At 54.0% G+C, this 12,318-nt stretch carries 7 protein-coding genes; 3 read left to right on the top strand and 4 right to left on the bottom strand.

Annotated features, from left to right (window positions below; all coding sequences use genetic code 11):
* Positions 1-30 precede the first annotated feature (30 nt).
* The 4 genes from BMW46_RS09870 to glnE form a co-directional block, all read right to left on the bottom strand.
* Entirely contained in the window at positions 31-234 is a 204-nt protein-coding gene (locus tag BMW46_RS09870) for a zinc-finger domain-containing protein (protein ID WP_074707907.1), read from the bottom strand.
* Between the two features lie 52 nt (positions 235-286).
* Positions 287-1,204, bottom strand: a complete 918-nt coding sequence (locus BMW46_RS09865; protein WP_074707904.1) for a branched-chain amino acid transaminase — start codon at positions 1,202-1,204, stop codon at positions 287-289.
* Positions 1,205-1,676: 472 nt separating this feature from the next.
* On the bottom strand, positions 1,677-2,585 hold the full coding sequence (locus tag BMW46_RS09860; RefSeq protein WP_074707902.1) for a PEP-CTERM sorting domain-containing protein: 909 nt from the start codon (positions 2,583-2,585) through the stop codon (positions 1,677-1,679).
* Between the two features lie 230 nt (positions 2,586-2,815).
* The gene (glnE, locus tag BMW46_RS09855; RefSeq protein ID WP_074707899.1) at positions 2,816-5,596 is read right to left on the bottom strand and encodes a bifunctional [glutamate--ammonia ligase]-adenylyl-L-tyrosine phosphorylase/[glutamate--ammonia-ligase] adenylyltransferase; all 2,781 of its coding nucleotides are present in this window, start codon (positions 5,594-5,596) and stop codon (positions 2,816-2,818) included.
* Positions 5,597-5,846: 250 nt separating this feature from the next.
* Here glnE and BMW46_RS09850 point away from each other — a divergent pair, with 250 nt between their 5' ends.
* From BMW46_RS09850 to tldD, 3 genes are all read left to right on the top strand, one after another.
* Complete coding sequence (locus BMW46_RS09850; RefSeq protein WP_256377032.1) at positions 5,847-9,695, top strand: YhdP family protein; 3,849 nt, start codon at positions 5,847-5,849, stop codon at positions 9,693-9,695.
* Between the two features lie 236 nt (positions 9,696-9,931).
* The gene (locus BMW46_RS09845) at positions 9,932-10,792 is read left to right on the top strand and encodes a carbon-nitrogen hydrolase family protein (RefSeq protein ID WP_074707894.1); all 861 of its coding nucleotides are present in this window, start codon (positions 9,932-9,934) and stop codon (positions 10,790-10,792) included.
* A gap of 41 nt (positions 10,793-10,833) precedes the next feature.
* Positions 10,834-12,291, top strand: a complete 1,458-nt coding sequence (tldD, locus tag BMW46_RS09840) for a metalloprotease TldD (RefSeq protein WP_074707893.1) — start codon at positions 10,834-10,836, stop codon at positions 12,289-12,291.
* Positions 12,292-12,318 lie beyond the last annotated feature (27 nt).

Genomic DNA, 12,318 nt, shown 5'->3' with positions numbered 1-12,318 from the left:
GCTCGTATTTGGACTTTAAGGTATATCAGGTCAATGGTGGCCTGCAACTGCGCCGCCCTTGAGTACATAATGTGTGCCGCAGTAAGGACACAGTGCTTCCCCTGTATCTTCTATGGGCAGAAAAACCCGGGGATGCGAATTCCATAACAGCATGGAAGGCGTGGGACAATGAAGCGGCAAATCATCGGGTGTCACCTCGATCTGGCGCTGGGTATTGGAGGCAAGCTTCTGCATCAGATTTCCTAGACGTATCGCTTAAATGTATCGATGAGGATATAACGTTTTATCAGACATAAGTGAGCCACTCGGCATGTTTGCCATTGCCCCTGGCGCATTCAAAAAAGAGGGTCTGGAGCTTCTCCGTGATAGGACCACGCCTGCCACTGCCGATCGTGCGGTTATCCAGTTCCCTGATCGGCGTTACCTCGGCTGCGGTGCCGGTGAAAAAGGCTTCATCCGCACAATAGACTTCATCGCGGGTGATGCGCTTCTCGATAACCGGAATCCCGATTTCTTCCGCGAGCTCTATGAGAGATGCGCGCGTAATGCCTTCCAGACAGGAAGTCATGTCAGGGGTATACAATTTGCCCTGCTTCACGATGAATATGTTTTCACCAGCCCCCTCGGCAACATAGCCGTCCACATCGAGAAGCAGTGCCTCATCATAACCATCATGCGCTACCTCCTGATGCGCGAGGATGGAATTTGCATAGGTCGTAACCGACTTGGCACGGCACATATTGATATTCACATGATGCCGCGTAAATGACGAAGTCTTGACACGAATACCTTTTTCGAGGCCATCAGGACCGAGATACGTGCCCCACGCCCAAGCTGCAATAGCCACGTGCACCGAAAGCGTTTTAGCTGAAATGCCCATGGCTTCCGAACCATAAAACACGATGGGACGGATATAACAAGACTTCAGATCGTTCTGCCTTACGACATCGCACTGCGCCTGCATCAACGTCGCCTTGTCATAGGGCATCTTCATCATGAAGATGTGCGCGGAATTGAATAAACGATCGGTATGTTCTTTCAGACGGAAAATTGCAGATCCGCGGGGGGTTTCGTAGGCGCGCAATCCTTCGAATACCCCCATCCCGTAGTGCAGGGTGTGGGTGAGTACATGTGTGGTAGCCTCACGCCACGGAATCATCTTTCCATCACTCCAGATCACACCGTCGCGGTCAGCCATTGACATTCACAAACTCCGGAGAGAATTTAAGTTCGTATATTCTAACGCATTTCCTGATCCTCTGGATTCCCTTTCGAGAGAAGGGGTGCAGGAAAGCAGACTGTTTACACGGGACTTGCAACCATTCCACATACCTGTCAGGCTCATCCGTTAGTGCCTGGGATTATTCTGGAATTGCTATCAAAGTGGAATTTATCTTGAATACCAGCGAGGCAGATGCGGTTTTGCGACAGGCGGAAGATTGGAGCTTACTGCCGGCAGTTTTAGGAGTGAGTACAATCGCCGATAATTTGCCGCTAGAGTACCAATAGACTATAAGCCCGTTATAGGCAAATACGATTGCAGAGGGGCTGAGGAGCGTTTGGGTCGTTTGCAGGCATAGCCAGCTGCTTTGAATCCTTCTCAGCAGTACGGCTACAAAAATAATGTCGCTGAAAAACAAACCCCATTGCTGAGATGGGGTTTGTTTGAAATGATGCTAGAGCTGGTTAAACGCGGGTTTTTTGCGATAGGCAATCAAACCAAGCAGGCTAAGGCCCGCCAGCATCAAGGCATAAGATGACGGCTCGGGAATGGCTGCTGCCATGGTCGGTTCTGCGTAGACGAAATCATCGGTGACGGCAAGATCAGTACTGCCAGGAAGATTTTCACCGCCAAACGACTGAAAATGGGTGCCATCGAAGTTGAACAGGGTGTTTGTCCCCACAGCCAGTTTCACGTCCGTCACCACCGGCTGATCGAACAGCACGCCGAGGAACTGCGGCTCGCCGCTCGCACCCGTGGGCACATTAAAGGTGCCCAGGCTGACCTCGTGTCCACTGCTGTCGTGACCGAAGTATTCGATGCTGCTGCCAGCTTTTTCTACATCGACAAAGATGGCACCGAAACCGCGCGTGCCAGCAGTCGTCGCCGTGCCGGGAATGGTAAAGCTTTGCCCGATGAAGCGGTCATCGAACTGGTATGGAGTGTCATCCTGCATGACGAAGGTATTGTTGGGGCTGAAGGCAGGAAACTGCCCCGCCGTGGCGGGGTTAACACTGGCAAAGCCATCTCCGCTTACTGCATAGGGATCCTCGAATAGTGCGCCCTGGCCGCGAAAACGATCAACTGGGATGATAACTGTATGGCCACTGTCGACCACTTGGGTGTTCGGATTTGCATCGGTGCCATCAAGCTTGACCCCGTCCCAACTGATTTCGCGGCGCCCACTCGTTTCGGGCGCCCCGGTATTCTTGGCGCCTCCGATTGCGGCGCGAAAAGCATCAAGAGCGGTAGTTGCGTTGGCGCCCGACCCGCTGTACACCACGGGGGCGGCGGACCAGGCGGAGGGACTGCAAAGAATGGCGGTAGCAAACGTTGCTCCGGCGAGCATTTTGACTGAGTGCATAGTAAACCTCCCTTTTCTCCCCTCTTTCTTAAAAGATTTAATAGGCTTTACGGACCTATAACCAAAGAAAACGTCGAATTTTTTCAGGGCTTTTTAGAGGTATAGCACTTCGTACCCAAACCGCAAGAGACAATTGCTCCATTGGTTAAAGAAGTATTTCCAGCGCGAGCGCATTCATTCTCATCGAACTGCTGAATTATGATGGAGGTGTACCCTGAATCCAGGGAGGACTAAACCGCGGATGCGCCGAAGACTTCGCTCCACAAGCCGGAAACTGCCGCGATTTCATTCTCAAAATAATCTGCTTCAACGCGTGCAAATTTTTGCGATTTGCCGTTCGCGAAAGACGAACCAGCGAGATCGGAGTAACCGCTCAATCTCAGCCAGTGTTGCGTCCGCCGAAATTCCCGGTAGGCATTAAGGGCCGGTTCTGCGACTTCATTCCTGATCAGTCCCAGCTTTGCCGCCAGCTTCAACAACGCGATATTACCGATATTGCCGGTCAACTCCTTGTGATGACAGGCGTATCCAAGGACCAGGTATTGCACAATGAACTCGACATCGATAAGGCCTCCACGGTCATGCTTGATATCGAACAACCCGCTGTTATTAGGGTGAGCATCGAGCATTTTTTGCCGCATTACCAATACTTCCCGTTTCAGATCCGACAATTCGCGCGGGTGACGCAGCACTTCCCGGCGAATACGCTCGAATGCCTCCCCTACCTGTGCATCTCCGGCCACGAATCGCGCCCGGCTCAGCGCCTGATGCTCCCAGACCCATGCATGGTGATGCTGATATTCAGCAAATGCCTGAACCGAACTCACCAGCAGGCCGCTGCTGCCGTTGGGGCGCAAACGCAGATCTGTCTGGTAGAGCAATCCGGCTGAAGTGTAACTGGTGAGCCATGAGTTGATACGATGACTCAGCCGGGCATAGCTTTCTGGAGCGTCAGCATGGAGGTCGTCATAGAGAAAAATGATATCGAGGTCGGAGGCATAGCCAAGTTCCTTGCCGCCGAGCTTGCCATAGCCGATGATGGCAAAAGCGGGTATATCTCTATGCCTCCTCCTCAACCCCGACCAGGCAAGGTGCAATACAGCATCGAGCAACAAGTCGGCAAGATCGGAAAGATGATCACTCAAGGTCTCAAGGGGCAGCAATCCTTCCACATCCCGTGCCAGCAACTGAAATACCTGTGCATGGTGGAAATGCCGCAATATATCCATTTGCTGTTCGACATCGGTGCCGCCGGAACCCTCCGCATCCTGCAATTGGTGCATCAGCCTGTCCCTGGCACGAGACCAATCGAGCGGATTTCGAAACTGCCCCGGAAGCAGTTCGTCCAGCAGGATCGGATGCCTGTTCAGGTATTCGCTGGCCCAGTGGCTTGCACTGACGAGCTTGGCTACCCGCCCTAACGCGTCGGGATGCTCGCGCAGCAGGGCCAGGTAAGCTGAGCGCCTGCTGACTGTTTCCAGCAACTGTATCAGTCGTTCCAGCGTGAGGTCTGCGGAAGGAAACTTCGCAGCCACTTCGATTAGAGTGGGAACAAGCGCATCGATGCGTTTTTTGCTCGTTTGCGGCAGTTGCCTGTAGCGGGTGCCCGAGCGAAATCCTTCCACACACTCAAGAACTTTCTCCGGATTGGAAAACCCCAGTTTAGCGAGTTGCGTCTGCGCGGCTTCAGTTTGAACGCCGTTTTCTCCAGCCTTCCACAGGTCGGCAAGCGCATTGGAGGCCTGCGAAGTGCGCGGTGCCGCGAAGATAGCTTCAAAATGTCGCGTTATATTCGAGCGATGGTTATTGAGCTTCTTTAAAAATCCGTCATAGGACGAAAAACCCATCGAAGCTGCAATCAGCGACTGGTCTGGGGAGCTTTCAGGGAGGACGTGAGTCTGCTGATCGTCAAGATACTGCAGGCGATGCTCGAGGTTGCGTAAAAAGGTGTATGCCTCGACCAATTCTGTCACCGTTTCCCCCGGTAACTGCTGCTTTTCCCCCAGCAAACCCAGTACAGCAAGCGTGGGCCGGATGCGGAAATCCGGATCGCGTCCGCCCCGAATCAGCTGGAATACCTGGGCAATGAACTCGATTTCGCGAATACCGCCCGACCCAAGCTTGATATTGCCGTACATTTCCCGGCGCTGAACCTCCCGACGGATTTGGGCATGAAGCGCGCGCATGGATTCATAAGCGCCGAAGTCCAGATATTTGCGAAACACGAAGGGTTGCGTGATCTGCTCTACAAGTGCCGGTTTTTCTTCGCGCGGACCTGCTACGACGCGGCTTTTGATCCACGCGTAACGCTCCCATTCCCGTCCCTGGGTGATCAGATATTCTTCCAGCATGGCAAAGCTCATCGTCAGCGGTCCGCTTTCCCCATAAGGCCGCAACCGCATATCCACCCGAAAAACGAAACCCTCCGCGGTAATGTCATTAAGACTTGTAATCAGCTTCCGCCCCAGGCGAACGAAAAAATCCTGATTGGAAATCGATCGCTGCCCATCGGTCTCGCCATCTTCCGGATATACGAAAATAAGATCCACATCTGAGGAAACATTGAGTTCGCCGCCGCCAAGCTTTCCCATCCCGATGACCAGCATCTGCTGAACCCGGTTATCGGTGTTTTTCGGTTGACCGTAACGCCCTGGCTCGGCTAGCCAGGCGTACAAGCGCTCCAGTGCGAAACCGATGGTAAGCTCTGCCAGGGTTGTCATGGATGACATCACCTCGGCCAAGTCAGCCAGTCCTGCCAGGTCCCGTATCGCCACTCGCAGCAGCACTTGCTTGCGCAAGCCGCGCAAGACTGCGTGCAGCCCTTCCTCATTATTTATCCCTTCGGCGGATGCCTGCAAAAATGCCTGCATTTCTTCTCGCATGAAAGGGCGCCACAGGTTTTGCTCCAACTCAGCCAGCAGCGCAGCATCGTTTGCCAGCTGAGCCTGGACGTAACGGCTCAGCGACAGGACAGATTGCACTATTTCTCCAGCGGGACGATCGGAAGGCATGGTTGAATTCAGGTTAAAATAAAACGGGAGGATAATGAATGGAGTAGATAATTCCTGCACAACCTATGCCGCGGCTTTTATTGAAGGATTGAACAAAGAACCTGCCGCCGCATCTAATCCGCTTTGTCGCATCTACCCCCCGCATTTACCTCCGGATCAGATTTCTTCTGTGAGTATGATTTAACGAATAATCACCAGCGGTCCGAAGGTTCCTGCGTCCTTCCCCTAGTATCCGTATCGGAACAATTTATTGAACCTGTCAGCAATTTTACCTTTTGTGCTACGGAGCTTCCTGTTCCGGCTTTCCATGTGGGTACTGATTGCAGTTGCAGCCGTCTTTTCGGTTCTACTGCTGTCTCTCCGCTATTGGCTGCTGCCAAATATCGAACAGTACCGTGAAAACCTCGCTTCCGCCATCAGCCATGCTTCCGGTCAATATGTAACACTGGGCGAGATCAGCGCGAATTGGGATGGGTTCCGCCCTCACATGATGCTGCGTGATGTGCGCGTGCATGATAACGAGGGTGTCACCTTACTGCTGAACCGCCTTGAAGGCACGCTTTCATGGCGTTCGATATTGCATGGCGAATTGCTTTTTCGTGAAATCGCAATCGATCAGCCTGATTTGATCGTACGTCGAGACAGGGCCGGCGTCATTCACGTCGCCGGATTCGCACTGAAGCAGGAATTTACTGGAAGCGAAGATGGCTTTTTCGACTGGCTCCTCAACCAGAGGCAAGTCATCATAAACAATGCCAATATCCTCTGGCAGGATGACCAGCGCACTGCACCGCAACTGGAACTGCTGGTCAATCTGCGCCTCGAGAACCGGGGCAGGCACCATCGCTTCGGCATCCGCGCCGTACCTCCCGCGCAACTTGCCGCCCACCTCGATATGCGCGGGGATTTCAAGGGGGAGGCGCTGGCGAATCCCGGATTATGGCGCGGCCGGCTTTTCATGCAGATAACCCGTGCCGATATAGCGGCCTGGCGCGCCTGGCTGCCCTTCCCCGAGGAAATAAAGTTGAATCGGGGCGTTGGCGCGCTGCGTATCTGGGCGGATATCGACGGTGCAGATATGAACAAAGTTACGGCAGACATGCGCTTGCAGAATGTAAAGGCGCGGCTTGCGCCGACTCTGCCGGAATTGAACCTGACCAAGCTGGCAGGCAGGATCGGATGGCACAAGGTGGATGACAACGACAGCAACGGCAGTCAACTCTTCGCACGTCGGCTCGACGCGGCATTTTATGGCAAACCGCCCCTGCCTTTGCTGGATTTTTCGTTGCAGCAGCTTCACCACGATGCCGGCAAACCGGATAGCAACACATTGAGCGTCCAGAATCTAAGACTGGATAAACTGGAGGAGTTGGCGAAATACCTGCCGATTAGCGAGCCGCTCCGGGCTAAAATCCGCGCTGTTTCCCCCCGCGGTAAGCTGCATTCGATGTTGATAAAATGGACGGGCGAATGGCCGGCGCCTTCTTCTTTCCATGCCACGGGAAGATTTACCAAACTGGGAATGAAAAAGTCCGATAGCATGCCTGCCTTCACTGGCATCAGCGGGAATATTGACATTACCGAACAGGGAGGCACGCTGAATCTGGATTCCCAAAACACGGTACTGCAACTACCGGATGCACCCATTGAACCGGTAACACTGAATACACTTGCCGGACAGATAAGATGGAACCTGACCAGCAACGGTTCAAAGTCGATAAAATTCAGCAATATCTCCTTCTCCAGTGCGTATGCAGCTGGGTCAGGCTATGGAAATTACCAGATAGCGCCTGCCAGTCCGGGTATCCTCGACTTGACAACTCATCTCACCCGCGCTGACATGCCTTCTCTGCTGCGTCTCCTGCCGACCCAAGGGAAAGGGAGAGAGTATTTTCCTGATTGGCTGAGTGAATCCATTGTTGCAGGGAGTATTTCGAATGCACGGTTTCACCTAAAGGGAAATCTGGCTCGACCTCCCTTCGTCTCAAGCAATCCCGGCGTCTTCGAATTTGCCGCAAAGATATCGGGCATGTTGCTCGATCACCTCCCCGGCTTGCCCCGGATAGAGAATCTCGCAGGCACCGTGCGCCTTAACGATAATCGCATGGAGATCAACGTTTCCAAAGGAGATATCCTTGGGGCGCGTGTGGGGAAGGCAAGACTGATCATTCCTGACATGACTGCCGCCGAGGCGAGACTCAAAACCGAACTGGAAGCGACGGGCGCCACTCATCAGTTTCTGGCATTCGCTGCCGCAAAAACACTGGACACCTACGATAACTGGCTGATGGAGAATACCCGTATTTTTGGCGACGGAAGATTGCTTCTCAAACTTGATACTCCTCTGCGCGGCTCAGGGGAAACTAAACTGTGGGGCAACTACCAATTCATGAACAACCGGATCGCTCCGAGCTCACATATTCCCGAGCTGGAGCAATTGAACGGCGCGCTGACCTTTACCGATTCTGAAATAAGAACGAAAAACCTGAGCGGCCGTCTTCTCGGCGGTCCCGTGCTGATCAGTTCCTCTGATATGCCAGGCGGGGGCGTGCGTTTTTCCGCTATCGGAAAGGTCGACTTCGACAACCTGAATGCAGCTCCGCAAGCCAGCGGGCCACGGAGCGCCCCTTTCTGGACCAGGCACATACACGGCAGCAGCGATTGGCAAGCAGCCGTGCTCGTAGGCAACCGGTCCACGGATGTGATCGTTGAATCATCATTGAAGGGAATTTCATCGGATCTGCCCGAGCCTTTGTCGAAGGCGGCGCACGATGCAATATCAGTGAAATTCGAAGGAAAGGCGACGGGTACGCAGAGCGAGGAGCTGCACCTGAGCTATGGCGAGCGCATCAAGGCAAAGATCAGCCGCACCCGGGACGATGCCGGTCATTTTTATGTGGAACGCGGTGCCGTCGTTTTCGGTCCCTCACCCGTTTTTCTCCCCGAAGAGCCCGGTATCGTGATAAAGGGTGCATTGCCCGTATTGAATCTCGACCGCTGGCGCCTCTTGCTCAAGCAATTCGAAATCCAACCTGCTGCCCCTTCCAGTTTGAACGGCTTAAACCTGTATATAGAATCGCTTGGCTTTCTGGGCAGGCAGTTCGATGATGTCAGGCTGGATGCTAACAGAAAAGACGGCCTGTGGTATTGCAGGATCGCAAGCGAGGAGGTCAATGGAGGCATCACCTGGAATCCATCCGGTGCCGGCAAGATAGTGGCGCGATTGAACAGACTGATCATTCCTGCAAACCCTCCCTCCGGACCAGATACGGTATCCAGGAGCAGACAACAGGAAAAGGATCTGCCGGCACTCGATGTGATCGCGGACGACTTTGTTTTTGGTGAGAAACAACTGGGTAAGCTGGAATTGGTTGCAAATCAGGAAGAACGGAACTGGTATATCGACAAACTGCACATTGTCAGCCCCGACAGCTCGATAACAATGCGAGGGCTATGGAAAAACCGGGTGCCGACTCCGCAGACGCAGGCCACCGTCATGCTGGAAGCAGATGACATTGGGAAATTTCTGGAGCGGATCGGCCTTCCTGATCGCGTAACCAGTGGAAGCGGTACGCTTGAGGGTATCCTGTCCTGGCAGGGGGATCCCCTGTCGATAGATTACTCCACCTTGTCCGGCAGGTTTAAGCTTGGCGCAAGACGTGGACAATTTCCCAAGTTTGAGCCCGGAATTGGCAGGCTCTTTGGAATTTTCAATCTCCGTTCACTGCCGCGGCGGATTACGCTGGACTTTCGGGATGTGTTCAGTGAAGGCTTCGGATTTGACGACATTTCCGGCAGCATAAATATCGCGAGTGGCATTGCATCGACGGATGAGCTTAAAATAAACGGGCCGGCCGCAAGGGTTACCATGAATGGACAGATGAATCTCGAAGCGGAAACGCAAAAACTTCATATCAGGGTTACCCCTTCCTATGGACTTGCGTCTCCCGTAGTCGGGATGGCATCGGTAATTGCAAGCACAGCCATGAAGAAAACACCTGCTCCATCAAGAGACTACAACATTACCGGCACCTGGACAGATCCTGTCGTAAGCCGAATAGGGCAACCGGCCCCGGAACTGACGGAGCCTCAACCATGACCAGAATCTCTCGCACGAGGTCTGCCGGCAAGTGCGCATTGACTGATCACGCCCGTTATACTGCGATACTGCGCTCGCCAGCCAACGCGTATATTAGGGTCTGTTAACGCTTGTTTCGCGCCCGCGAGCGATCTGTGGACAATGCCGGAAGTGGTATCAACCACAATACTTTATAAAGACAATCTTTTAAGTTACCCTGTATTCTCCACTGACTGCCCGAAAAATACACTTCAAATATGCAAGACTCCGTCGCCTGTAACTCGCTTCCTCCTGAAATAGCTCACAAGGGCCCGGTTCGTGTTGCCGCCATTCAAATGGCGGCAGGTCCAAATATCTACGCCAATCTGGAAGAAGCCGGGCGACTTCTGGACATTGCTGCATCACGCGGCGCGAAGCTGGCGGCGCTCCCCGAGTATTTCTGCCTGATGGGCATGGAGGATGCTGATAGAGTAGCGGCACGTGAGCAGGATAATCAGGGGCCGATACAGGAATTCCTGGGCAATACTGCCAAGCGTCTCGGCCTATGGCTGGTAGGCGGCTCGGTGCCCCTCGTTTCTTCCCGGCCTGACAAGGTGCGAAACAGTTGCCTGGTATACAATGACAGCGGTGAGCAAGTCGCACGGTACGACAAAATACATTTGTTCGGTCTGGAGCTGGGGACTGAACGCTATGCCGAAGAAGAAACCATTGAGGCAGGCCAAGGTGTCGTTGCCCTGGAATCCCCCTTTGGCCGTATCGGCCTTTCCATCTGCTACGATATCCGCTTTCCCGAGCTTTACCGTTCCATGGGACAAGTAGACATTATCTTCGCCCCGGCGGCTTTCACTGCCACCACGGGCAAGGCGCACTGGGAAACTTTGATCCGCGCCCGCGCCATCGAAAATCTGGCATACGTCGTTGCACCTGCTCAGGGGGGATACCATATCAATGGACGGGAAACCCATGGGGACAGCATGATAGTCGATCCTTGGGGCGTGGTGCTGGACCGCCTCCCGCGCGGACCCGGAGTCGTCATCGCGGATATTGATCCGGAATACCAGGCGAGCTTGCGCAGCAGCCTGCCTGCCTTGAATCACCGCACGCTGCGTCACTGTTGAATTCCGTTGAACCTTGTTCTCCTTCTCCCCCACTAACTACCATGATTACAGAGACTATCCAGGTTAACGATCTTTTCGCAACGGCCAACAATTGTCTGCTTGCACCTCATGAACTGGATGCAACCGGATTACAGAACGTGTTCGGCCAGATGCTTGCGCACCGCATCGATTATGCCGACTTGTATTTTCAGTACAGCCGAGCCGAGGGCTGGGCTCTGGAAGAAGGCATAGTCAAATCCGGCAGCTTTAATATCGATCAGGGCGTGGGTGTACGCGCAGTCAGCGGAGACAAGACCGCCTTTGCGTATTCGGACGACATCAGCATGCCTGCGCTGGTGTCCGCCGCACAGGCTACGCGAGCCATCGCTCGCCATGGCGTCACACAATCGGTGCAAGCCGTCAAACGCAGCAAGGGACGCGAGCTTTATCTACCTGAAGACCCGATTGCCAGCCTCAAGGATACGGACAAGGTGGCTTTGCTCGAAAAGCTCGAAAGTTATGCCCGGGCGCTGGATAAACGTGTTATCCAGGTCATGGCTTCCCTCTCAGGGGAATACGAAGTGGTTCTAGTTGCCCGCAGTGACGGTCTTCTGGCAGCCGATGTGCGCCCGCTTGTACGTCTCTCATTGCAGGTTATCGCCGAGGAAAACGGCAACCGTGAGCAAGGAGTTGCAGGAGGAGGAGGACGCTTCGACTATGCATACTTCACGGATGACGTGCTGCGCGACTATGCTGCAAAAGCGGTTCACCAGGCGGTCGTCAACCTGCATGCAAAACCGGCGCCTGCCGGAACCATGACTGTGGTGCTCGGTTCGGGCTGGCCGGGAATACTGTTGCATGAGGCCATTGGCCACGGGCTGGAAGGAGACTTCAACCGCAAGGGGAGTTCCGCATTTGCGGGTCGAATCGGCGAACGCGTGGCTGCACCGGGAGTGACGGTGGTGGATGATGGCACTATTGCACGCCGGCGGGGCTCGCTCAATGTCGATGACGAAGGGAATCCCACCCAGTGCACAATGCTGATCGAAAACGGAATACTCAAGGGTTATTTGCAGGACAGCCTGAATGCACGGCTGATGAACGTTTCCGTCACAGGAAATGCAAGACGCGAATCATTTGCGCACATTCCCATGCCACGCATGACGAATACTTATATGCTGAATGGGGACAAAACTCCGGAAGAAATCATCGCTTCCGTGAAGCACGGATTATATGCGGTCAATTTCGGCGGGGGACAGGTAGATATCACCAGCGGAAAATTCGTATTTTCGGCTGCGGAAGCTTACATGATCGAAAACGGAAAAATTTCGTATCCGGTGAAGGGCGCCACCCTCATTGGCAACGGTCCCGATATACTCACCCGCGTTTCGATGATCGGCAACGATCTATCGCTTGATCCCGGTGTTGGGACGTGTGGCAAGGAAGGTCAGAGCGTGCCGGTAGGCGTGGGTCAACCCACCCTTCGCATAGATGGACTGACGGTGGGAGGAACAGCGTAGCCTCAGTGGCGACACTCTCCATCAGCC

Source organism: Nitrosospira multiformis, assembly GCF_900111585.1.
GTDB lineage: Bacteria > Pseudomonadota > Gammaproteobacteria > Burkholderiales > Nitrosomonadaceae > Nitrosospira > Nitrosospira multiformis_B.
This window is presented reverse-complemented; position numbering and strand designations above follow the sequence as displayed.